This is a genomic window from Methylobacterium sp. J-072 (assembly GCF_022829425.1).
Lineage (GTDB): Bacteria > Pseudomonadota > Alphaproteobacteria > Rhizobiales > Beijerinckiaceae > Methylobacterium.
This window is the reverse complement of sequence record NZ_JAKSYK010000076.1, coordinates 39,818-62,362: the sequence shown is the minus strand read 5'-3', so window position 1 is coordinate 62,362 and position 22,545 is coordinate 39,818. Positions and strand designations below refer to the sequence as shown.

19 protein-coding genes are annotated in these 22,545 nt (G+C 71.2%); 12 read left to right on the top strand and 7 right to left on the bottom strand.

All coding sequences use genetic code 11. The features are described from left to right. Nucleotides 1-44: 44 nt before the first annotated feature. The 3 genes from MKK67_RS07680 to MKK67_RS07670 all read right to left on the bottom strand — a co-directional run bounded on the left by MKK67_RS07680 (nt 45) and on the right by MKK67_RS07670 (nt 4,472). The gene (locus tag MKK67_RS07680; protein ID WP_243963201.1) at nt 45-3,386 is read right to left on the bottom strand and encodes a hypothetical protein; all 3,342 of its coding nucleotides are present in this window, start codon (nt 3,384-3,386) and stop codon (nt 45-47) included. 140 nt (nt 3,387-3,526) lie between these two features. Beyond that, on the bottom strand, nt 3,527-4,195 hold the full coding sequence (locus MKK67_RS07675; protein WP_243963200.1) for an invasion associated locus B family protein: 669 nt from the start codon (nt 4,193-4,195) through the stop codon (nt 3,527-3,529). Nucleotides 4,196-4,295: 100 nt separating this feature from the next. Then, nucleotides 4,296-4,472, bottom strand: coding sequence for a hypothetical protein (locus tag MKK67_RS07670; protein ID WP_243944475.1), 177 nt, complete (start codon nt 4,470-4,472; stop codon nt 4,296-4,298). Between the two features lie 371 nt (nt 4,473-4,843). Between MKK67_RS07670 and MKK67_RS07665 the strand changes: the two genes are divergently transcribed. Together MKK67_RS07665 and MKK67_RS07660 are read left to right on the top strand one after the other, a co-directional pair. Next, nucleotides 4,844-6,289 (top strand): homospermidine synthase, encoded by a 1,446-nt coding sequence (locus MKK67_RS07665; RefSeq protein WP_243963198.1) that lies wholly within the window; start codon nt 4,844-4,846, stop codon nt 6,287-6,289. A 99-nt stretch (nt 6,290-6,388) separates the two neighbouring features. Beyond that, the gene (locus tag MKK67_RS07660) at nt 6,389-6,712 is read left to right on the top strand and encodes a TM2 domain-containing protein (RefSeq protein ID WP_243963196.1); all 324 of its coding nucleotides are present in this window, start codon (nt 6,389-6,391) and stop codon (nt 6,710-6,712) included. A gap of 12 nt (nt 6,713-6,724) precedes the next feature. Here the strand turns inward: MKK67_RS07660 and MKK67_RS07655 are convergent, their stop codons facing one another. Both MKK67_RS07655 and MKK67_RS07650 read right to left on the bottom strand, forming a co-directional pair. Then, nucleotides 6,725-7,609 carry a transporter gene (locus MKK67_RS07655; protein ID WP_243963194.1) on the bottom strand — a complete coding sequence of 295 codons (885 nt, stop codon included), beginning with the start codon at nt 7,607-7,609 and terminating at the stop codon, nt 6,725-6,727. A gap of 179 nt (nt 7,610-7,788) precedes the next feature. Further along, entirely contained in the window at nt 7,789-9,450 is a 1,662-nt protein-coding gene (locus MKK67_RS07650) for a Na+/H+ antiporter (protein ID WP_243963192.1), read from the bottom strand. 235 nt (nt 9,451-9,685) lie between these two features. Here MKK67_RS07650 and MKK67_RS07645 point away from each other — a divergent pair, with 235 nt between their 5' ends. Next, a complete protein-coding gene (locus MKK67_RS07645) occupies nt 9,686-11,371 on the top strand; it encodes a methyl-accepting chemotaxis protein (protein ID WP_243963190.1) in 1,686 nt (561 codons plus the stop codon). A gap of 177 nt (nt 11,372-11,548) precedes the next feature. Here MKK67_RS07645 and MKK67_RS07640 read toward each other — a convergent pair whose 3' ends face one another. Both MKK67_RS07640 and MKK67_RS07635 read right to left on the bottom strand, forming a co-directional pair. Next, nucleotides 11,549-12,409 carry a metallophosphoesterase gene (locus MKK67_RS07640; protein WP_243963188.1) on the bottom strand — a complete coding sequence of 287 codons (861 nt, stop codon included), beginning with the start codon at nt 12,407-12,409 and terminating at the stop codon, nt 11,549-11,551. Nucleotides 12,410-12,417: 8 nt separating this feature from the next. Next, entirely contained in the window at nt 12,418-13,035 is a 618-nt protein-coding gene (locus MKK67_RS07635) for a cation transporter (protein WP_243963186.1), read from the bottom strand. 178 nt (nt 13,036-13,213) lie between these two features. Here MKK67_RS07635 and croR point away from each other — a divergent pair, with 178 nt between their 5' ends. The 9 genes from croR to MKK67_RS07590 all read left to right on the top strand — a co-directional run bounded on the left by croR (nt 13,214) and on the right by MKK67_RS07590 (nt 22,496). After that, nucleotides 13,214-13,687, top strand: a complete 474-nt coding sequence (croR, locus tag MKK67_RS07630; RefSeq protein WP_243963184.1) for a MaoC family dehydratase — start codon at nt 13,214-13,216, stop codon at nt 13,685-13,687. Between the two features lie 79 nt (nt 13,688-13,766). Continuing rightward, the gene (locus MKK67_RS07625) at nt 13,767-14,534 is read left to right on the top strand and encodes a TrmH family RNA methyltransferase (RefSeq protein ID WP_243963264.1); all 768 of its coding nucleotides are present in this window, start codon (nt 13,767-13,769) and stop codon (nt 14,532-14,534) included. A gap of 115 nt (nt 14,535-14,649) precedes the next feature. Next, a complete protein-coding gene (crtI, locus tag MKK67_RS07620) occupies nt 14,650-16,239 on the top strand; it encodes a phytoene desaturase family protein (protein WP_243963183.1) in 1,590 nt (529 codons plus the stop codon). Next, a complete protein-coding gene (locus MKK67_RS07615; RefSeq protein WP_243963181.1) occupies nt 16,236-16,682 on the top strand; it encodes a DUF2141 domain-containing protein in 447 nt (148 codons plus the stop codon). Before crtI ends, MKK67_RS07615 begins: the two co-directional genes overlap by 4 nt. A gap of 4 nt (nt 16,683-16,686) precedes the next feature. Beyond that, the gene (locus tag MKK67_RS07610) at nt 16,687-17,667 is read left to right on the top strand and encodes an ABC transporter ATP-binding protein (protein WP_243963180.1); all 981 of its coding nucleotides are present in this window, start codon (nt 16,687-16,689) and stop codon (nt 17,665-17,667) included. Then, nucleotides 17,664-18,872, top strand: coding sequence for an ABC transporter permease (locus tag MKK67_RS07605; RefSeq protein WP_243963179.1), 1,209 nt, complete (start codon nt 17,664-17,666; stop codon nt 18,870-18,872). Before MKK67_RS07610 ends, MKK67_RS07605 begins: the two co-directional genes overlap by 4 nt. A gap of 103 nt (nt 18,873-18,975) precedes the next feature. Then, entirely contained in the window at nt 18,976-19,818 is an 843-nt protein-coding gene (locus tag MKK67_RS07600) for a type 1 glutamine amidotransferase (RefSeq protein WP_243963178.1), read from the top strand. A 103-nt stretch (nt 19,819-19,921) separates the two neighbouring features. Beyond that, on the top strand, nt 19,922-21,451 hold the full coding sequence (locus tag MKK67_RS07595; RefSeq protein WP_243963177.1) for a phytoene desaturase family protein: 1,530 nt from the start codon (nt 19,922-19,924) through the stop codon (nt 21,449-21,451). 286 nt (nt 21,452-21,737) lie between these two features. Then, a complete protein-coding gene (locus tag MKK67_RS07590) occupies nt 21,738-22,496 on the top strand; it encodes a lysophospholipid acyltransferase family protein (RefSeq protein WP_243963263.1) in 759 nt (252 codons plus the stop codon). The last annotated feature ends 49 nt before the right edge of the window (nt 22,497-22,545 follow it).

The following is a 22,545-nucleotide window of genomic DNA, read 5'->3' as shown; positions in this document are numbered from 1 at the left end:
GCCGCCGCGGGTTTCGCCCCGGGGGACAGCGTGGAGAACATCCCTCACCCCGGCGGCGTGCCCGGGGTCTCGACGCTGCTCTGACGCGCGCCGGTCGCCGCGCCGCGCTCCGGCAAGGCGGTCTCGGGATAGCGCTTGCGGTACTCGGCCAGGAAGGCCGACAGAGTCTCGGCCTTGGTGGCGCGGGCCGCGATGGCGCGGAATTCCGGCGTCTTCGTCGGATTGGCACCCGTAAGCAGCGCAAAGGTGCGCGCGTCCGGGCTCTCGGCCATCGCCTCGGAGAACTTCGCCTTCAGCCGCTCCAGGCCGATCGCCTCGCCGGCGAGGTCGTACGCGATCGCGGCGCGGACCGCGTCGGCCCGGGCCTGCTCGTCCAGCGGCCGGCCGGCGCGCCAGGCGTCTCCAAGCAGCGCCTCGTGCGATTCGCCGGCCTCGCGCCAGCGGCGGGCGCCCCAGTAGATGTCGGCGCGCAGGCGCTCGATATCGGAGCCGCTCTCGTCCTCGATCGTCTCCAGGGCGAGGTCGGTGCGAGTGAGGTCCGAGAGGGCGCGGGCGCGGACCAGGGCGCGGGCGCGCTTCAGCTCGCCGGGCAGCTCGGGCAGGTTGGTGGCGTCGAGCACCTGCAGCGCCCGCATCGGCTTGTCGTCCATCAGCCGGATCGTGGCGAGCCGGGCCGCCACGGCGGACTTGGCCGGGCCGGTGAGGCGGTTGTCGATCTGGTACTGGAGCAGGTCGGCGGCCGAATCGAGCAGGTCGAGCCCGACCAGGCGGTCGGCCAGCCGGCGCACCACCTCGTCGCCGCGCCGGCCGATCGGGGCAAGCTCGCGGAAATCGAAATACAGCGCCACCGCGTCGACCCCGGAGAGCGCGTCGCCCTTGTCGGTGAGGTAGAGGTTCTCGAAGGCGGCGCGCACCTCACGGGCCAAAGCCTGGGTGGCGGTGTCGTTCGGCGCGAAGGCGCTGGCCCGGCGCAAGGCCGTGAAGGCGTCGCGCCAGCGGCCGGCGCCGAGATAGAGCCGCGCCAAGCCGGCCGAGATGCCGGTCTCGGTCGGGCCGCCGTGCCAGGTGAGCGCCAGCCGCTCCAGCCGGTCGATCGCCGCATCCGGTTCGAGCTTGCCGGAGGCGCGGGCCAAGAGCGTGCCGCGCAGTTGCGCTTCGGCCGCCACCGGCCGCTGGCCGACCTTCTCCAGGCGGGCATAGGCGTCGAGCGCCGCCTCGGTCTGGCCGGTCGCCTCCGAGACGCGGGCGCGGACCAGGGCGAGGCGATCGCGGATCCAGGGGGGCAGGTTGGGCGCGTCCTCGGCCCGGGCGGCAGCCGTCTCGGCATCGCCGTTCTCGATGGCCGATTCCGCGGCCTGGGCGCGAATCTGCTGGGCGAGGTCCGGGGGATAGCTCTCGGACAGCGGCAGCGTGTTGAGGAAGCCGGTCTCGGCCGCCTTCCAGTCGCTGAGCCCGGCCGCGGCCATCGCCCGCCACAGGGCGGCCTCCGGGTCGCTGGCGAGCTGCGGCGCCGACAGGGCCTTCAGGGCCTCGGCGTTGCGGCCGCTGCGCACCAGCGCCAGGCCGCGCAGGACGGCGACGTCGCGCTGGGTCGCCAGCAGCGGGTCGTCGGCGGCGGCCGCCTCCAGGGCCGCGAGCCCTTCGAGGTCGAAGCCGTTGGCGATGTTGGCACGGGCATGTGCGAGCCGCGCCGGGCCGCGCTGGGCGGGCGGCACGGTCGCGGCGGCATCGGCCAGGGCCCGCAGGGTCTCGCGCACGTTGCCGGCCCGGGCTCGATCCCACGCATCGGGCGGGACCGCGAGGGTGCCGGCCTCGGCCAGGGCGGGATCGGCCTTACGGGCGGCCGTCGAGGCGGCGAGACCGCCTTCCCGGCCGATCGTCACCCCGTCGAGCTGGGGCCGCACCGCGAGATCGTCGGCGCCGGCCAGCACCGCAACGCCGTGCCGGCTCGGCAGGATCTCGAAATCCACGAAGCGGCGGCTCTTCGGATTGCCGATGGCGCGCTGCGCCGCCGAGGTGACCACGGCGATGCGCTCGCCGTCGCGGTCGAGCCAGGTCGCCGATCCGGGCCGGGGCAGCGCCAGCGCGACGGTGATCCGGCCGGTCGGGTCCGGCTTGCGGATTGGGTCGAGGCTGTCGCTCGGGCTCAGGGCGTCGCCGGCCGACAGCTCCCAGGCCGGACTGGCCCCGGTGGTGACGGCGGCCAGATCCACCAGCCGGCCCGGCGGCACGGTGAAGCGCAGGATTGTGACCGCGCCGATCCGCTCCGCTGCTCCCACCGGCGCGAGGCCCTGGCGGCTCGCCGGCACGGTCACGGGCTCTGCGGTCTCGAACACCAGCGTGGCGACGCCGCCGCGCTCGAACAGGGCCGCGGGCGGCAGGGTCTGGAACGGGAAGACCAAGCCGGCGCCCGCCTGGCGCTTCGGCAGGGCCTGGGGGGCAGCGTCCGGGACGGCCGGGGCCTCGGCCTTCCGGGTCGGTGCGGGGATGGGTGCGGCCGGCTTTGCGACGCTCGGCTCGGCCGGGCCGGGCACGTCGGCGGCCTTGGACTTCGCGGCCTCCGGCGGCGCCTTGCTCACGACATCGATCGTGTAGGCTCCGTCCTCGCGCTCCGTGGTGATGGAAAAACCCTCGGCGGGGGTGACCAGGATGCTGGCCGAGCCCTCGTCGGATTCGGTGGCGAGCTTGGCGATGCCGGGCCGCGGGCGGCCGCGGGCGTCGTTCGAATCGATGGTCCAGGCCCCGGCCACGCGCAGGCGCGTCGTCGCCCCCTCGGCACTCACGGTCGCCATCGTGTCGTCGGGCAGGCGCAGGGACAGGCGCGTCAGGGTCGGGAGCCGGGCGAGTTCCAGGCTGAGGGGCTTGCGCACCGGCGGCGGGGTGCGCGCCCGCAACGCCTCCTCGGCGACCCGGGCCCGGCGGGCGAGTTCGGCGACCACCTCGGGGGGCAGCGGCGGCGGCAGGCCGGACCAGCCCTCCGGCAGCAGATCGACGAACACGCGCTCGCCGGCCGACTGGACATTGGCCCGGAACGGCCGCTGCAGCGCGACCCGCAGGCCCGAGCCGTCGGGATCACGCCGGACTGTGGAGACGAAGGCCGGCATCTCTTCGGCGAGATGCTCGGGACCGGGCGCGACGCGCTCGCCGTAGCCGATCAGCAGGATGCCGCCGGCGAGCTTCGCCTTGACGGTGACCGGCTTGTCGAAGGTGAGCACGATCCGGCCGTAGCCGCCGGGGCCGGTGCCCGATTCGCTGCCCTTGGCGCCGATCAGACGGGCGGCCAGTGCCGGGTCCATCGCCGCCAGAAGGGCAAGCGCGGGCAGCGACACACGCAGCAGCGCGCCGCCGTATCGGCCGATCCGGGATCGCCTGCCCTCCGAACCCATCGCCTCGCCGATCCGATCCCGGCGCGCGACCCCCTCGGGCCACGGCGCCCGGCGCCACACATGGGATCCACCTTGCGGCACCGCGGCTAACGCTGGCTTAACCGTAACCCGGGGATTGGCCGGATCCGGTCCGATCGGTCTCAGCCGCTGAGGGCGACGGCGCGGTCGAGCGCCTGCGGAAACCCTTCCAGCGGCACCGTGATGGTGGCGGGCTCGGTGCCGCTCGACTTCTGGCCGGTCACGAACAGCTGCTTGGCATTGCGCATGCCGTCGAGCGCCAGCGCCGGGAAGCTGATCGGCACGAGGCAGCCGTCGGAGACGCACAGGCTGTAGGGTGCGCCCTTGCCGAGGGTCTGCTCGTCCAGCTTGAAGGTCACGCCGGCCTCGATGGATAGGCCGAAGGGCATCAGCACGATGCCCTCCGAGCGGCCGTCATTCGGAACCTGCAGCTCCACGCCGAACTTGCGCCGGCCGGTCTGCGAATCGCCCTGGGACTGGGCGATGATGCAGGTGACCTTCTCGCTCGGGCGGGTGCAGGTCATGGTCCAGTCACCGTAGCTCTCGCTGACCGTGCTGGCGCCGGTGGGCCAGGTCGCGTGCGCTGCAGCGGGCGTGGCGGCGGCAGCCGGCTTGGCCGCCGGCTTCGGAGCGGGCGGCTTCGGCTTGGGTTTGGGCTTGGCTTTGACCGGCGCGTCACCGGCGGCCGGCGCCTCGGGCTCGGCATCCTGGGCACGCGGCGACGCGAACGGAACGGCAAGCAGCAGCGTCGCGATCAGACTGAGGCGAACGACTGCTCGAAACGTCGACATGGAATCACGATCCCCCGGGCCATTGACGGCAAAGCCGCCTAACGTCCCAATCGGGGTGAGGCAATCACCGGCCGACGCCGGTCCACTCCGTCGGCAAGCCTCAGAACGGGTTCGGTCCGCCGGCGGCCTCGGCGAGGGCGCAGCGGCGCGCGAAGGCGGCCTCGGCCCCGATGCGGATGGCGCGGGCCAGGGTGAACACGAGGGTGAGGATGCCGGGATCGCGGTCGGCGGTCTCGGCGACCGGGCCGGGGATGCGGGTGGCGATGAAAGCGAGCATGACGACTCCGAAGATCAGGATCTCGGACGTTTCCTCGGCCCCAGGGATGTTGATTGTTCTGCGGGACCTTTGCTGCACCGCAATATGAGCCATGCGGAGACTGCTCGCCACTCGCCTTTGCGCGTAGGCCACATGCACTGCAAACATGATGGCGTGTGCCGTTCCTCAATGGCGCCTTAACCGTCTATGGTGCAGCGCAGTTGACCGCCGGCGGGTGAGCCGCCATTGAGCGGCTTTCCGACGACCGGATTCGACGTACGCGCCGGCGCAGGCCGCGCAGCACGCCTGTCGCCCCACTGTCACACGCGCGCCATAACCCGCTCGCGAGCCTCAGAGCGGACCTCAGGCGTCCGCCAGACAAGGATTTTTTCATGACCGAACAGCCGTCCCGTCACCCGATCCATGGCCGTATCAGCGGTCCCATCGTGATGATCGGCTTCGGCTCGATCGGACGCGGCACCCTGCCGCTCATCGAACGGCACTTCGCGTACGACCGCGCCCGCTTCACCGTGATCGACCCGGTCGACACCCACCGGGCGCTCGCCGAGAAGCACGGCCTGCGCTTCGAGAAGGTCGCGCTGACCCCGGAGAACCTGCGCGCGGTGCTCACGCCCCTCCTCACCGAGGGCGGCGGCCAGGGCTTCTGCGTGAACCTCTCGGTCGATACCTCGTCGCGGGCGATCCTGGAGCTGTGCCGCGAGCTCGGCGCCCTCTACATCGACACCGTGGCCGAGCCCTGGCCGGGCTTCTACTTCGACAAGAGCCGCGGCCAGGGCGACCGCACCAACTACGCCCTGCGCCAGGATATCCTGGACGCCCGCGCCCAGAAGCCGGGCGGCCCCACAGCGGTCTCCTGCTGCGGCGCCAATCCCGGCATGGTCTCGTGGTTCGTCAAGCAGGCGCTCCTGAACATCGCCAAGGATACCGGCGTCACAACGCCCGAGCCGAAGTCCCGCGAGGACTGGGCCGCCCTGATGAAGACCCTGGGCGTGAAGGGCGTGCACATCGCCGAGCGCGACACCCAGCGCGCCAAGAACCCCAAGCCCCGGGGCGTGTTCGTCAACACCTGGTCGGTGGAGGGCTTCGTCTCCGAGGGCAACCAGCCGGCCGAGCTCGGCTGGGGTACCCACGAGACCTGGAAGCCCGCCAATGCCCGCGAGCAGGAGAAGGGCTCGCGCTGCGCGATCTACCTGCTGCAGCCGGGTGCCGACACCCGCGTGCGCACCTGGGTGCCCACCGCCGGCTCGCAGTTCGGCTTCCTGGTGACCCACAACGAGGCGATCTCGATCGCCGACTACTACACGGTGCGTGAGGGCGATCAGGCCGTCTTCCGGCCGACCTGCCACTACGCCTACCACCCGGCCGACGACGCCGTGCTCTCGCTCCACGAGATGTTCGGCAAGGCCGCCAAGGTGCAGGAGCAGCACCACATCCTCGACGAGACCGAGATCGTCGACGGCATCGACGAGCTGGGCGTGCTGGTCTACGGCCACGCCAAGAACGCCTACTGGTACGGCTCGCAGCTCTCCATCGAGGAGACGAGGGCGATCGCCCCCTACCAGAACGCTACCGGCCTGCAGGTGACCTCGGCGGTGCTCGCCGGCATGGTCTGGGCCCTGGAGAACCCGGAGGCCGGCATCGTCGAGGCCGACGAGATGGATTTCCGCCGCTGCCTGGAGGTCCAGACCCCGTATCTCGGCCCGGTCGTGGGCGTCTACACCGACTGGACCCCGCTCACCGACCGTCCGGGCCTGTTCCCGGAGGACATCGACACCAGCGATCCCTGGCAGTTCCGCAACGTGCTGGTGCACGGCTGAGGTCTCCCGGGCCGGCGGATCCTGTCCGCCGGCCCGGTCTTGCTTTCGGTCGCCCCCCTGTCTCAAGCTTAGCCGTGACTTGATGGGGGAGCACGACAGATGACAGCGACGACCCAAGAGAAGATCCTGATCGAGCAGCGCGTCGCCAACGAAGGACCGAGCGTCGTCCTGGCCTACGTGCTCTGGTTCTTCTTGGGCTTTTTCTCTGCCCACCGGTTCTATCTCGGCCGAACCGGCACAGCGATCCTTCAGATCGTGCTCAACTGCATTGTCGTCGGGCTCGTCTGGCTCGTCATCGATCTGTTCCTGATTCCCGGGTTGGTGCGCGCGAAGCAGGCCAGCCTCCGCGCGCGCCTGACGCAGGAACTCGGACCGTCCCTCCCCGCCGGTGGCGCAGCCCTGGCCTCACCCGCTGCCGTTTGAGCCCCGGCCCGGCTACTCCGCCTGCCGGCGCGTCACCAGGGTGCGGTTCGGCTCGACCTCGTTCGTGTCCTGCTGGTAGAGCGGCACGATCACCCGCAGCCAGCCGCGGGTCTCGCGGCCGCGGTAATTGCGCTGGACCACATCGCGGGTGAGATAGGCCTGCAGGTTCACCGGCCCGAAATTGTACCCGACCAAGCCGCCCACCGCGATCTGGCCTTGGGACAGGTAGCTGGACACGCCGGTCGGCAGGTCGCTCGATCCGAACGCGACGGCGCCGACCTGCCACTTGCCGAACTTCTTCGCCGCCGTGAGATCCAGGTTCAGGTAGTCCGGGTAGAGCGTGCCGAAGGGCGAGCGCGTGTCGAGAAAGATCCCGTGGAGCAAGTTCGCGGTCAGGCTCCAATCCTGGCCGGTGTAGCTGATCGCGAAACGGTGGGTCAGCGACGCGGATTGGGTCAGGAACCGCGTCTCGATCGGCAGGTAGCCGCCGAAGAAGTAGCTGACGCCGACATCGTTGCCGAGATCCCAGGCGAGCTGGGCGGCGAGCAGCGGCTGGCCGATGCCGCTCTGGTAGGGCGCGCCCTGGAGGGTCGCGGCCACGACCGGCTGGGTGACGAAGAATTGGAGGCGCCCGCCCGCGATGTCCCACGGCGTCGCCCAGGCGAAGGTCGGCAGGTTGACGTTCGTCGCGGTGTCGCCCGGCCGCGCGCTGCGGCTACCGAAGCTCGACAGGTTCACGAAGTACAATCCGACCGGGAGCTGCGCGCCCACTGGCAGGCCGATGGTCTGTCCGGGCTGCGCCGCGGAAGCAGCGTAGGCCGAATTCGTGGCGCTCGCACTGTAGAGGGCCAGAGCAGCCGACGCGATCCCACGTAATCTCAGGCCAAATCCGGTCATGAAACCCCCGATCCAGAGCCCCGTGACTAGGGGCTGATCGAGGTATGACGCTCGGTCGAACCAGGCTCATCCGGGCTCTACGGCCAAGCTGTGTGCAACGACACGCCCTGGACGTGTCGCGCCCGCCGACCGGGACTAAACCGGCCGGCACCGTCCAGTCCGTGCGCGCCCGCCGCGGTTCAGCTGCGCGGCGTCGACAGGGCCCGGCCGGCGGGATTCCAGGCCAGCAGTCGCGCCTCGACCAGATCGACCTCGCGGACGAGCTGGCGCAGGACGACGTCGTCGATGGCCCGCGACCGGCGCAGGCGATAGAGCGCCTCGCGCTCGGCCTCGATCCCGGCGAGCCGCAGGCGCTTCTCGGCCACCGCGAGCTGCCGAGCGCGGCCGCCTCCCTCCCGGGGGGCACCGGTCGGCGCTTCCAGGCCTTCGTAACGGTCCATGGCCCGGGCGCCGGCCTCGACCGCGATGGACGCGTCCTCCTGCTCCTCGACCAGCCGGTGCTGGAGCGCCTCGATCGCCGTCACGGCGTCGTGGCGCGCGGCGGCGCGGGCCGAATCCTCCTCGGCGTCGTGGCTGGAATCGGCTGGCAGGCGCAGGCCCCGCAGCAGCGGCGGCAGGACCGTGGTGGCCAGTAGCAGCGAGGTCATGATCACCCCCATCGCCAGCAGGATCGCGAGATCCCGGGCCGGGAACGGCGTGCCATCCTTCAGGGTGAGCGGCAGGGTCAGGATGCCGGCGAGCGTAATCGCGCCCTTCACGCCCGCGAGAGTCGTGGCCGCCACGAGCCGCCAGGTCAGGCCCTCGCGCCGCTCGCCCCGGCGATGCGCCTTTACGAGGACGAAGTGGAGCGAGACCCAGACCCAGGCGAATCGGATCGCCATGAGGCCCGCCGTGATGGCCAGCACCCAGGCCACCAGCCAGCCGGCGCCCTGCACGTCGGCCTGCTTGACCGCGTGGCCGAAGACCTCGGGCAATTGCTCACCCAACAGGACGAAGATCGACCCGTTGGCGGCGAGCGCGACGGTGTCCCACACGGCGGTGCGGCGGACCCGGGTGGTGCCGAGGCTGCGCCCCTGGATCTCCACGTAGGTCATGGCGATGCCGGCCGCGACCGCGGCCAGGATGCCCGAGGCGTGGACGTGCTCGGCGGCGAGATAGGCCCCGAACGGCGTGAGCAGGCTGAACAGGATCTGCAGGCCCGGATCCTCGCCGGTCCGCCGCCGCAGCAGGTCCTGGGCGCCCATCAGCAGGAAGGTCGTGGCGGCGCCGATGCCGAGGCCGCCGAGCGCCAGCCAGACAAAGGTGGTGGCGGCCTCCGATAGGGAGAAGGTCCCGGTGAGTGCCGCCGCGATGGCGAAGCGCAGGCAGACGAGGCCGGTGGCGTCGTTCAGGAGCGCCTCGCCCTCGAGGATGTGCATGAGCCGCCGCGGCACCGGGGCCTGCGCGGCGACCGACGAGACCGCGATCGGGTCGGTCGGGGACAGGACGGCCGCGAGGGCGAAGGCGACCGCCAGCGGGATGCCCGGGATCATGGCGTGGATCAGCATGCCGATCCCCAGCACCGTCAGCGCCACGAGACCCAGCGCGAGCGCCAGAACGGTCCGGCCGTTGCGGAACAGGTCGCGCTTCGGGATGCGCCAGCCGTCGAGGAACAGCAGCGGCGGCAGGAACACCAGGAAGAAGATCTCGGGATCGAGGGCCGTGCTGGGCAACGGCCCCAGCGCCAGGGCCACGCCGATCGCGATCTGGATCAAGGGCAGCGGCAGCGGGACCAGCCGGCCGAGGGCGCCGCTCACCAGCACGGACAGCAACAGGGCCAGGACGACGGTGACGCTTTCCATGCGTGTCTTTCGAACAAGGGCCGGCTTCCCCTCGGGAGGCGTCGACCGGGTGATGCGCGGATGGCCGGGATCGGGCCTTGTAGCATCTGCCGGGCTGCGGGATGCCGGCGATCGACGACGCCGGGCGACCGATCGAGCGAAACGATGCCGATCGATTAATCGGAATTTTTAGAAATCATTATATAGCATTCGAAGAGCGCAGAGGGCGCTTTTGCGAGTCTATTCTGGAAGTATAATGCTCGACTTTATGTCAATCAAAGGCAAGCTGATCATCTGCTTTTCGGTTATGCTTGCTCTGATCTGTAGCCTGGCGGCGTTGTCCTACTACCACATTGAAACGATCAATCGTGTTGCCACGGACATGCGCGCCAGCCGCCTGCCGGCGGCGCAGGCCCTCACCGGCATCCAGGTCGTGACCTTACGGATCCGCGTCAACGGCAGCCGTGCCCTGACGGCGAAGTCGGCCGAGCACAGAAAGGACGCCTTCGATTCGATCCAGCGGCGGCTGGCCGAGTTGCGGACCTACCAGGCCAGCTACGCGAGCCTCCTAGAGACCGACGCGGCCCGCGAGCTCTACAAGACCTTCGAGCGGCAATGGGCGACGTATCTCGACCAGCAGGCCGATGGATTCGCGCGGGCCGAGCGCGGCGACCTCGTCGGCGCCCAGGAACAATACAACACCACGATGTCGGACACGATCCGGACGACCATCGCGACCCTCGTCGCGATGTCGGATCAGCAGAGTGCGGCGGCGGCGGCCAGCGGGGCGGAGGCGCAGGACGCCTATGGGCGCGCCCACCGGCTGATGACGGGCTTCCTGGCGCTCGCCGCGATCCTGGCGATCGGGGCCGTCGTGATGCTGGTCCTGGAGATCAGCCGACCCCTCGGACGCATGACCGCGGCGATGCATCAGCTCGCCTCGGGCGATACCGGGACGGAGATCCCCGCCGTGGGGCGGCGCGACGAGGTTGGCGCGATGGCAGGGGCCGTCCAGGTCTTCAAGGAGAACATGATCCAGACCCGTCGGATGGAGACGGAGACCGCGCAGGCGCGGCTGGAAGCGGAGGCGCAGCGCAAGGCCGGCATGCGCCAGATGGCCGACAGCTTCGAGCAGACGGTCGGCGGCATCATCGGCCAGGTCTCGGCCTCGGCCACCGAACTCCAATCCACCGCCCAAACGATGAACGCCACCGCCGCCCAGACCGCCAGCCAGTCGACCACGGTCGCGGCCGCGGCCGAGGAGGCGGTGTCCAACGTCAACACCGTGGCCGCCGCCGCGGAAGAACTCGGCTCATCGGTCCAGGAAATCGGCCGGCAGGTCGACGGCTCGGCGCAGTTGGCCCGGCTGGCCGTGTCCGAAGCCGACCAGACCGGCGCGCTGGTGCAGGAGCTGAGCACGGTCGTCGGACGGATCGGCGACGTGGTCGGACTGATCTCGGATATCGCCGGGCAGACCAACCTGCTCGCCCTGAACGCGACCATCGAGGCCGCCCGCGCGGGCGCGGCCGGCAAGGGCTTCGCCGTGGTCGCCTCCGAGGTGAAGGCGCTGGCCGAGCAGACCGCCAAGGCCACGCAGGAGATCTCCGGACAGATCGCGCAGGTCCGGGGCTCGACCGGACAGGCGGTCACGGCGATCGGCGGCATCACGGCGCGGATCCAGGAGATCAGCGGCGTCGCCACCGCGATAGCGGCCTCCGTCGAGCAGCAGCAGGCGGCGACTCAGGAGATCGTACGCAACGTCGGGCAGGCGGCGAGCGGCACAGCCGAAGTCACGACGAACATCGCCGGCGTAGCCGGCGCCGCCGACGAGACCGGAGCCGCGGCATCCCAGGTTCTGTCCGCCGCCTCTGCGCTGTCGCGCCAGTCCGAGCATCTCTCGGCCGAGGTCCGGAACTTCCTGGCCACCGTCCGCGCCGCCTGATCTTCTTGGGAGCGATCGAACCGGCCCGACCGGCGGCGATCTTCGCCGGTCGGGCTGCGCTGGCGCACTGCGATCGCTTGAACCCCCTGTTCCATCTGCGATGCCGGTGGCAGCTCGATAAACAACGCCGTCATTCCGGGGCGCCGCAGGCGAGCCCGGAATGACGGAGAGGACGCTCTAAACCCCGCCCTCCGCCCCGACCGTCACGCAAAAATCCGCCCGGTAACTCTGCCCCTCGACCGGGTTCGACACCCAGCGACAGCGGCCGATCCGCAAATCGTGGCCGGCGTGGAAATGGCCAGAGATCCACAGCTCCGGGCGCGCGGCATCGGGGAGGTCGTCGAGCGCGGTGCTGGCGTAGAAGGCCGGCACCCACCAGGGTACGCCGGGCTGGCCGCGGTAGCGATCCGCCGCCAGGGGGCTCGCCGGATGATGGGTCACCACCACGGTCGGGCCGTCATGGGGCACGCGGAGCGCGTCGTGCAGCGCCGCGCGCTCGGCCGCATGGACCGCCATGGCGTCCGCGGGCTGCCACGCCCCACCATCGGCCTTGCGGATCGAGCCGAGATATTCGCGCGAGCCGGTGACCGGGTCGGTCATGCGCGCGGCCGCATAGGCGACCGGATCCTCCGGGCGGTCGGGCGCGTCGGCGGAGAGCCAACGTCCGGCCAGCCGCCAGTCGCTCCAGAGGGTCGTCCCGACGAAGCGCACGCCGTCGATCACACAAGCCTGCGCGCCCTGCAGCAGGTGGATGCGCGCGCCCAGCGCGTTCACCCGGGCGACCTCGGCCTCCAGAGCCGCCAGCAGCTCCGGCGCCGAGCGCATGTCGCCCGTGGGGGCGTAGCGCTCGTGGTTGCCCGGCACCAGCACGATCGGCCTGCCCTGCGCCAGGTGTACCAGGGCGGCCAGCCCCCGCTCGGGATGCCCCTCGTAGAGGTCCCCCGGGCAGGCGAGCAAGTCGAACGGCTCCTCGGGCAGCGCGATCAGGTCGAGCCGCCGCCGCTCCAGATGCAGGTCGGAGATCGGAAAGATGCGCATGGGGATGCCTATTTCGCGGCCCGGCGCTCGGCCGCGGCGGCCCGGAAGATGTCGGCGGCGGAATCGGCGTTGAGGATCGCGATGCCGGCCGCCGCGATCAGGTCCGGCCAGGGGCTGGGATGGAGAGCGGTGACCAGCCCGGCCGCGATGATCGCCAGGTTGGCGTAGGCGTCGTTGCGGGCCGAGAGATAGGCTGCCCGGCTCAGGCTGCCCGAGCCGGACCGATGCCGGGCGAGCATCAGCGCGCAGGTGAGGTTCACCGCGAGCGCCCCGAGCCCGGTCAGCGTCAGCGGCAGGGCCGCCGGGGGCACGAAGTCCGCGAATTTGTCGTAGGCGGCGTAGGCCGTCGCCACAGCCGGCACCAGCAGGATGAATGCCATGGCGGTGCCGAGCCGCGCCCGGTTGCGCGCGCTCCAGGACAGGCCGGCGACGATCAGCAGGTTGATCGCCGCATCTTCCAAGAAATCGAGGCTGTCGGCGATGAGCGCCACCGAGCCGATGGCGAGCGCCACGGCGATCTCGATGCCGAAATAGCCGAGGTTGAGCGCCGCCACGCGGGCGACGACCGGGCGCAGGGCGGGCGGCTCGGGGCGGGCGGCGGTGTCAGCGGTCACGGGGCGCGTCATCGCCGAGTGCGGCGCGCCTGTCGAGCGGATGTTGAGAAAACCCTGTCCGCGCCTCAAGAAAGTTCAAGGATCTTGCGCCTTCGTCCGGGTGGATTCGGCGGCGCGATCGTGCGACGCGGTCTTGTTGAGCCGGCTGCGCCAGAGATGCGACCGGCCGGAACCGGAGGTCTGCCGAGCCATGCTGCCCGAATTGCGCGTGCTCTATTTCGAGGATCTCGAGGTCGGGTTGTCGGAAACCCTCTCGAAGACCATCGCCTCCTCCGACGTGGTCGGGTTCGCCGAGATCACCGGCGACCGCAACCCGATCCACCTGTCCGAGCACTTCGCCGCGCGCACGCCGTTCGGCACCCGCATCGCCCACGGCCTGTACACGGCCGGGCTGATCTCGGCGGTGCTCGGCACCCGCCTGCCGGGCCCAGGGGCGGTCTACATCTCCCAGACCCTCAATTTCCGCGCGCCGGTGCGCATCGGCGACGTCGTCGACGTCACCGTCACGGTCGCCGAACTGATGCCGGAGCGTCGGCGCGCGCGTCTCGCCTGCCGTTGCTCGGTGGCCGGCGAGACCGTCCTCGACGGCGAGGCGCTGGTGAAGGTGCCGACCAAGGCCGAGGCCGATCCGCTCGCGATCCGCGCCGAGCGTCAGCAGGGCTGAGGTGGACGAGGCCGGGGACACGATCGCCGCGGAGACGATCGCGGATCCGGACGACCCGCGCCTCGAACCCTACACGCGGATGCGCGAGCGCGACCTCGTCGGCCGCGCCAGGCGCTTCATCGTCGAGGGCGAAGTCACCCTCCGGCTGCTGCTCGGCCCCCGTGCCCGCTTCCGGGCCGAATCGATCCTGCTTGCCCCGGAGCGCTGGCCGGGCCTCGCCCCGGACGTGTCCGCCTGCCCGGAGAAGCCGCCGGTCTATCTCGCCGCGAAGGCGGTGATGAGCGCGATGACCGGCTTCCCGATCCATCGCGGCGTCCTGGCCGTGGGCCTGCGCGGACCGGAGCCCGAACCCGCTGCCCTCGTGCCGCCGGCTCCCGCACCGGCGCTGGTGCTCGGGCTCGCGGGCCTGACCAACCACGACAATGTCGGCGCTGCCTTCCGCAACGCCGCGGCCTTCGGGGCCGACGCCGTGCTCCTCGACGCCGCGAGTTGCGATCCACTCTACCGCAAGAGCATCCGGGTCTCGGCGGGCGCCGCGCTGATCCAGCCCTTCGCCCGGCTCAGCCCCGGGCAGGACTGGCTGGCTTTGGCCGAAGCGCTCGACCTTGAGGCCCTGGCGCTCAGCCCCGGAGCGTCCGAATTGCTCGGTGACCGCCCCGTGCCGGCGCGGGTGCTTCTGATCCTCGGGACCGAGGGGCCGGGCCTCGACGCGACGACGCTCAGTCGCGCCCGCCCGGTGCGGATTCCGATGGCCCCGGGCTTCGATTCGCTCAACGTGGCGACTGCAGCGGGGATCGCTCTCCAGACGATCGCCCGCGGCCAAGGTCGGCTCGTTTCGGCCGGTTGACTCCATCCCTTTGCGTCCGGCGCCGAACGCGCGACAAAGGGCTGCAATTGCCGAGCGCCGATGTGAGGCTAGCTTGGCCGATAGGGTTTGGGGGTTGCGAGGGGAGTCGGCGGCGTTGCTTCAGTCTGGGGATGGTTTGCGGGCGCTGACCGGACGCCGGGTGGCCGTGGTCGGCGCCGGTCCGGGCGGCCTGGCCTCGGCCCTGTTGCTGGCCCGCGCCGGGATCCACGTGACCCTGTTCGAGAAGGACGCCCAGGTCGGCGGCCGCACGAAGACGGTGACGGCGCCCGGGGGCTACAAGTTCGATATCGGCCCGACCTTCTTCCTCTATCCCCAGATCCTCGCCGACATCTTCACGAGCTGCGGCGAGCGGCTCGAAGACCATGTCAAGCTGGAGCGGCTCGATCCGCAATACAACCTGGTGTTCGAGGGGCCGGACGGCATCTCCGGCACGATCCGCGCCACCGGCGACATCGCCCGCATGGAGACGGAGATCGCCCGGATGGCCCCGGACGACGCCAAGAACGTCCAGGCGTTCTTCACCGAGAACCGGACGAAGCTCGACTACTTCAAGCCGATCCTGCAGCAGGCCTTCCACACCCTGCGCAGCATGGCGAGCCCGGCGATGCTCGCCGCCCTGCCCCACCTACATCCCGGCCGCAGCGTCGACCGCGACCTGAAGCGCTACTTCGCCGATCCGCGGGTGCGCCTCGCCTTCTCGTTCCAGACCAAATACCTCGGCATGTCGCCGTTCCGCTGCCCGAGCCTGTTCACGATCCTGTCGTTCCTGGAATACGAGCACGGCGTCTATCACCCGGTCGGCGGCTGCGGCGCGGTGTCGGAGGCGATGGCCGGCCTGGCCGGGCGCATGGGCGTCGATCTTCGGCTCAACGCCAACGTCGAGCGGGTTGTGTTCGACGGCAAGCGCGCCAGCGGCGTCGTGGTGGACGGCGAGACCCTCAACGCCGACGCGGTGCTGATCAACGGCGACTTCGCCAAGGTGATGCGCGCCCTGGTACCGGAGCGGCACCGCCCGCGCTGGCGCGACGCCAAGATCAAGAAGGCCCGGCTCTCCTGCTCGACCTTCATGCTGTATCTCGGGATCGAGGGAAACGTGCCTGCGAGCCTCGGGCACCACACGATCCTCCTGGCCGACGGCTATGAGAAGAACATCCGCGAGATCACCGAGGGAACGCTGCCGATGCAGCCCTCCCTCTACGTCCAGCATGCCGGCTACACCGATGGCGGCATGGCGCCCCCCGGACACACCGCCCTCTACGTCCTCGTGCCGGTGCCGAACCTGAAGGCCGGGATCGACTGGCCGGCGACCCGGGCGAGCTACCGCGCTCTGATCCTGGAGCGCCTGAAGCATCTCGGGTTGGAAGATATCGAATCCCGGATCCGGTACGAGCGGATCATCGATCCGACACAGTGGGAGGAGGATTTCGCGGTCCACGAGGGCGCCACCTTCAACCTCGCCCACGATCTGATGCAGATGCTGTATTTCCGGCCGCACAACCGCTTCGGGCCTGGGCTCTACATCGTCGGCGGCGGCACCCATCCGGGCTCCGGCCTGCCGGTGATCTACGAAGGCGCCCGCATCACCGCGCGGCTGCTGATCGAGGAGCTGGCCGGCGCCCGCGCCGCAGCCCAGGCGGGCATCCCCGATACGGCGCCGCTGGCGACCTCCGGCGAGGCTTCGTGATCGGCGCGCCGGGTCGGGCGACGCTCACCGCCGGTTTCTGCGCCGTCGCGGCGCTCGCAGGCGCGCCGGCCGTGGCCGCGACGCTACAGGTCGAGATCGACGGGATCGAGCCCAGCGGCGGCCCGGTCCGGGTGGCCCTGTGCCAGGGCGGTCTCGCCGAAGCGTTCTGCACGCAGGGCGACGAGGCGCCGGCCTCCGGAGGGCGGGCCCGGTTCACCTTCCGGGATGTGGTCCCCGGCACCTACGCGGTGGCGGCCTTCCAAGACGAGAACGGCAACGGCCGCCTCGACCGCACCGGGCTCGGCCTGCCGCTCGAACCCTACGGCTTCTCCGGCGCCGTCGCGCGCCGAGCGCGGCCGGACTTCTCTGATGCGGCCTTCGCGTTGCAGGAGCCCGGCGCCTCGGTGCGGGTTCGCCTCGCCCGCGCTTTGCCGCGGCGGTGACCGAGTGAGCGATCCCCTCGTACGGATCGCAGGCGTCGGTCTCGTTCTGCGGGGACGGCGGGTGCTGGAGCACGTCGATCTCGCGCTCGACGCCGCCGAGACCCTGGCGCTGCTCGGGCCGAACGGGGCCGGCAAGTCCTCGCTGATGCGCCTCGTCGCGGGCCGTCTGGCGCCCAGCGCCGGGACGGTGCGGGTGGCCGGCGCCGACCCGTTCCGGGAAGGCCGCGCCCGCCGGAGCATCGGCTGGGTGCCCCAAGAAATCGCCCTCTATCCGCGCCTTACCGTGGCGGAAAATCTCGGGATCTTCGGCCAGCTCGCGGGCGTACCCCGGCGGGACCGGCGCGCCGCCGTCGCGGCCGCCCTGGAGATGGCCGACATCGCCGACGTGGCGCACCGCCCGGTCGGAATCCTGTCGGGCGGCTACCGGCGTCGGGTCAACATCGCGGCGAGCCTGATGAACCGGCCTAGCCTGGTCCTGCTCGACGAGCCGACCAGCGGCGTCGATCTCGCCGCAAGGGCGGCGATCCACGCGGTGCTGGACCGGTTGAAGGCGGCGGGCACCGCGATCCTGATCGCCACCCACGATTTCGCCGAGGCCGAGCGACTCGCCTCCCGGGTCGCGTTCCTGGCGCAGGGGCGGATCGTGCGCGAAGGGCGTCTGGCCGACCTGCTGGCGCAGCTGCGGGTCGGCGCGCCCGAACGAGAGCTGAGCCTGGCCCTGCCGGCGGATGCGGCCGCGGAGACCGTTCTGCGCCGCAGCGGCTTCGTGCCGGCCGAGCCAGGCGGCCTGGTCTGGCGCTCGGTCGAGCGCTCCGGCCTCGACGGGGCGGCCCTGCTGGGTTCGCTGCGGGCGCAGGGCGTGCCGGTGGCCGAGGTGCGGGTCCGCGCCCCGCGGCTGGAGGCGCTGTATCTCGACGCGATCCGGCCCCGGGAAGTCGCAGAGCGCGCGGCCTCCGAGCCGCGCCGGGCGGGAGCGGCCGGATGATCGGCGCCGCGTTCCGGGTGATGGCGCTGAGCCTCCTGCGCGACCGCGCCGCCCTGGTGATGGCCTTCGTGCTGCCGACCGTGATCTTCTCGATCTTCGCCGCGATTTTTTCCGGCGCGACCGGCGACCGGATCCGCATCCATCTCGGCCTCGCCGACTTCGCCCGGACGGCGGCCACGCAGCGCCTCGCCGACGCCCTCGTGGCCGACCCGTCCCTGCGGGTCACCCGCCTGCCGGCGACCGATCTGGCGGAGGTGACCCAGGCGGTCCGCTCCGGCGCGGTCGACGTGGCCCTGGCGCTCCGGGGCGACCTGATCGCCCCCCCGGCGGACGCCCCGCCCGGCCCCGCGGACCAGCCGGTGGTGCTGGTCGAGAACCCCGCCAAGGCGCTCGCCACGCCGATCGCCCTGGGCCAGCTCCAGCGCGTGCTGAACGAGGCGCTGCCCGACGTGGTGCTCTCCCGCATCGTCGCCGACGTGGAGCGCACCGGCAAGATCGGCCCGGACGAGCGGCGCTTCCTCGACGAGGCGTTTGCCGAGCAGCGGGCCAAAAAGGAGCCGTTCAGCTTCGCCTCGCTGGTCGAGCGGCAAAGTACCGCCGCCGGCACCGCCAACGCCCGGGTGAGCTACTATGCCGGCGCGATCACCGCGGTGTTCCTGCTGTTTGCCGCCATGCAGGGGGCGCTCTCACTGGTCGAGGAGCGGGAGACCGGCATCGCCGAGCGCCTGATGGCCGGCCCGGGCGGCCTGCCGGTGGTGGTGCTCGGCAAGTTCGGTTTTTTGACCCTCCAGGGCATGGTCCAGGCCGGCCTGATTTTTTTAGCCGCCGGGCTCCTCTACGGCGTCGAGATCGGCCCACACTGGCCGGCCTTCCTCACCGCCTGCCTGCTGGTCTCGGCCATGGCCGCGGGCCTGGCGCTCGCCGCCTGCGCGCTCGCCGCCTCGCGCCAGCAGGCCCATCTCGCCTCGACCTTCGGGGTGCTGCTGCTCTCCGCAGTGGGCGGCTCGATGGTGCCGCGCTTCCTGATGCCCCCCTGGCTGCAGCAGGCCGGCTGGCTCACGCCGAACGCCTGGGCGATCGAGGCCTACCAGAACGCGCTCGGCGAAGGGTTCGGCTCGGCGACGCCCGCCTTCGCGGTCCTGGGCGTGCTGACGCTTGGCGGCCTCGGGCTGGCCCTCGGCCTGGTGGCGCGGCGAACCGCCTGATCGACCCACGCCGCGACGATCCGCGCCGCACCTGCGACCAGCCGTCCCCGGACACGGCCCGGCCGATCGGGCAGGGTCCGCCTCTGCACATTGTGAGATACTTATGCTCCGCCTGCTCATCGCCGACGGCAACGATCGGGCGGCCCGCGAACGGCACGTTGGTGCGACAGGCCGGACCTCGGCCGAATCCTATGCCGTGGTGGTCCAGGATCTCGTCCCCGAGACCACCTGCCGCTTCCTCAACCCGGCCGACGCCGACGCGGCGCTCCCCCAAGACCTGTCGGAGTTCGACGGGCTGATCTTCACCGGATCGACCCTGAAGGTCTCCGAGGGTACGCCGGCGGTGACTCGCCAGCTCGATCTGATGCGCACGGCCCTGGAGGCGGGGCTGCCGGTGTTCGGATCCTGCTGGGGCGTCCAGGTCGCGGCCACCGTCGCCGGCGGCCATGCGGCCGAGAACCCGCGCGGGCCGGAATACGGCTTCGCCCGGGCGATCACCCCGACCCAGGAGGGCCGCACCCATCCGCTGCTGGCCGGCCGGCCAGCGGTCTGGGACGCGCCGGCGATCCACTCGGACGCGGTGCTGGAGCCGCCCCCGGGGGCCCGGGTGCTGGCGGGCAACCGCGTGCTGGGCGTCCAGGCCATCGAGATCCGGCACGGGGCCGGCTGGTTCTGGGGCACGCAGTACCACCCGGAACTCGACCTCGAGGAGGTCGGCGCGATGCTGCGCCTCTGCGATACCGCGATCGTCGAGGCCGGCCTCGCCGAGGATCCGGACGCGGTAGCGGCCTATGCCGACGAGATCGCAAGCCTGCAGGGCGACGATCGCGAGGCGGCGCGCCGCCTCGCCTGGCGCCATGGGCTCGGCCCAGAGGTGCTCGAGGCGCCCCTTCGCCGCCGCGAGATCGGTAACTTCCTGGCCCAGCTGTCTACGAACAGGCCCTGACCGGCCGGTGCCGCGACCGGGTGGCGCGTTGACCCGCCGGGCGCCGCGTCTAGCTTCACCATGTGGGCAACGCTGAGACGGGCCCGGGGAGCGACCTTTCAGAATGAGCCAGGATTCGACGGTCGCCGTGATCGGCAGCGGGCTCGGTGGACTCGCGGCCGCGTGCGTCGCCGCCGCGCGGGGCCACCGCGTCACGGTCTACGACAAGAACGGCTGGCTCGGCGGCAAGGCGGCGGTGCTGCACGAGGGCGGCTTCCGCTTCGACATGGGCCCGACCATCCTGACGGTTCCGCGGGTCCTGGAACGGATTTTCTCCGAGGCCGGGCGCTCGGTCCACGATTACATGGACCTGCGCCGCCTCGACCCGCAATGGCGCTGCTTCTTCGACGACGGCAGCCGCATCGACCTGATGCAGGATGTCGAGCGGATGGCCGGCGACATGGATCGCTTCGCCCCCGGCAGCGGCGACGGCTACAAGAAATTCCTTTCGATCTCAGAGCACTTGCACGGGGTCTCGGAAAAATTCTTCTTCTGGAAGCCGGTCGAGGACCTGTTCGACACGATCAACATCCGGGCCAATATGAATCCCGGCACGCTTCGCGACGTGCTGTCCCTGCGGATGCACGCATCGGTCGCCTCGACGATCCGCGGCAAGGTCAAGGATGCGCGGCTCGCGCAGATGCTCGACCACTTCGTGCAATATGTCGGCTCCTCACCCTACGGCGCGCCGGCGGTGCTCTGCGCCATCGCCCATATGCAGATGGCCGACGGCGTCTGGTACCCGATGGGCGGCACCCGCGCGGTCGCGGAGGGGCTGGCCAAGCTCGCCCAGGAGCTCGGCGCGACCTGCAAGACCAACACCGAGGTGACCGGGATCGAGACGGCCAACGGCTCGGTTCGGGGCGTGCGCACCGCCGACGGCGTGACGCCCTTCGATGCGGTGATCTCGAACATGGATTCGGTCCGCACCTACCGCGAGCTCGTCGGCGGCGCCGTCGGCAAGGCCTACGAGAAGAAGAATCCCGAGCCGGCCTGCTCGGGCGTGGTGCTCTATCTCGGCCTAAACAAGCGCTACGAGCACCTGAACCACCATGACTTCGTCTTCTCCCGGGACCCGGAGGAGGAGTTCGACTTCATCTACAACAAGGGCGAGCCTGCCCCGGACCCGACCGCCTATCTCGCGGCCCCCTCCTCCACCGACCCGAGCGTGGCACCCGAGGGCGGCGAGGCCCTGTACGTCTTGGTGCACACGCCGTATCTGCGCCCGCACCACGATTGGAGGCCGGACGGTCCCCTGTTCCAGAACTACCGCCGGACCATCCTGGACAAGCTCAAGCGCACCGCCGGCATGCCGGACCTGGAGGAGCGCATCGTCGTCGAGCGCCACCTGACACCGCAGGACATCCACGAGCGCTACCGGGTGCTCAACGGCGCGATCTACGGGCTTGCCTCGCACGGTCGAGTGATGGGCGCGTTCAAGCCGGGCAACCGCTCGCGGCAGGTGCGCGGCCTGTACCTTGCCGGCGGCGCCGCTCATCCCGGGCCCGGCATGCCGATGGTGATGATGTCTGGCTGGATCGCCGCCGACGCGCACGATCAGGATGCGCGCGGAACGCTGCGCGCTTCGGCGTGACATCAAACCCGCCATCTCCCCTCCCTTCGGCGGGGCGGACTGCGGTGTTCACTTATCGCTGTCGGATTAAGGCAAAGGCCGGCCTCGGGCGCGTCTCCCTCCCCCCTCTGCGGGGGAGGGAGAGCCGCGGTGTCTCCAGCGTATCCTGCCGACCCCGATGGGTGAATCCGCTCAACCATACGGGAGGAGAAGCCCGCGTTGCATCCGGCCTTGCGCGGGGGATTGGATAGTGCGCTCCCCGCCACCCGCGCCCCTGCGTCCAGTCTCGCCCCTGATCCGCCGCTTCATGGAAGCGTGGTTCGAGCGCTACCTGCATCGGCACTTCGACGCCCTGCGGATGCCGCTCTGGAGCGAAAAGCCGGCCCCAACACATCCCGGCCCGCTGGTGATCTACTGCAACCACCCCGCCTGGTGGGATGCCGCGGTGATCATCGTGCTGTCCGGCCGGCTCTATCCCAAGCGCGAGAACCGGGCGCCGTTCGACGCCGCCATGCTGGCGCGCTACCGGGTGTTCGAGCGGATCGGGGCCTTCAGGGTCGATCTCGACAGTCCCCGGGGCGCCGCTCAGTTCCTGGCCGCCGCGCGGGCGATCCTGACACGCTCCGGCACGGCCCTCTGGATCACCGCGCAGGGCCAGTTCGTGGACGTTCGGGTCCGGCCCCTTGGCCTGCGTCCGGGCGTGGCGCGCCTGGCCGAACTCGCCCCCGACGCGCTGTTCGTGCCGCTCGCCCTGGAATACGCCTTCTGGGACGAGCGCGGCGCCGAGGCCTTCGCGGCCTTCGGGCCCGGGATCCCCGGCACCGAGCTGGCGGCCCTGCCGCGGGCCGCGCGGCTCGCCCGCCTGGAGGCCGATCTGACCGCGACCCTCGACCGTCTGAGCGCCGACGTGATCAGCCGCGAGCCGGAGCGCTTCCAAGCCCTGGTCGCGGGCCGCAAGGGCGTCGGCGGGGTCTACGATCTCTGGCGGCGCCTCGCCGCGCGGCTGGCTGGCCGCCGCTTCGATCCGGCCCATCACGCCGCCGACGGGCACGATCGGGCCGCATGATGTTTTTCTGTCCGCGCGCGATGCCGGCAGCCGGCGGCTGCCTTACCTC